Annotated in this window: 1 protein-coding gene; it reads left to right on the top strand. The window is 36.8% G+C overall.

What is annotated here, in order from left to right; genetic code table 11:
- Nucleotides 1–242 (top strand): hypothetical protein (locus N2692_03195; GenBank protein ID MCX8016269.1); only part of this gene is annotated, 242 nt, incomplete at both ends.

Genomic DNA, 242 nt, shown 5'->3' with positions numbered 1-242 from the left:
CTTTGACGCTTCAAAAATTGAGAACAAAAAAGCCAATGAAAAACGCTCGCTTGTTTTTGAATTAAGCAAAATTCGCGAAGACGGCACAATTGTCTTTGGCGTTCAATACTCCGAAAAAGGCGCAAAAACAAAACAAGACGAGATACTAAAAGCCATAAAAAGAAAAGGCATAGCAATTACCGAAGAACAATTGGAGCGTGCCTTTAGAGTTTTTGAAAAGCAAAGCGAGGTTGATTTTTTTA

The sequence above is a fragment of the Patescibacteria group bacterium genome (assembly GCA_026415775.1).
Lineage (GTDB): Bacteria > Patescibacteriota > Minisyncoccia > UBA6257 > JAAZHW01 > SKW32.
Note: the sequence above shows the minus strand (reverse complement) of the source record. Positions and strands in the feature narration are given on the sequence as shown.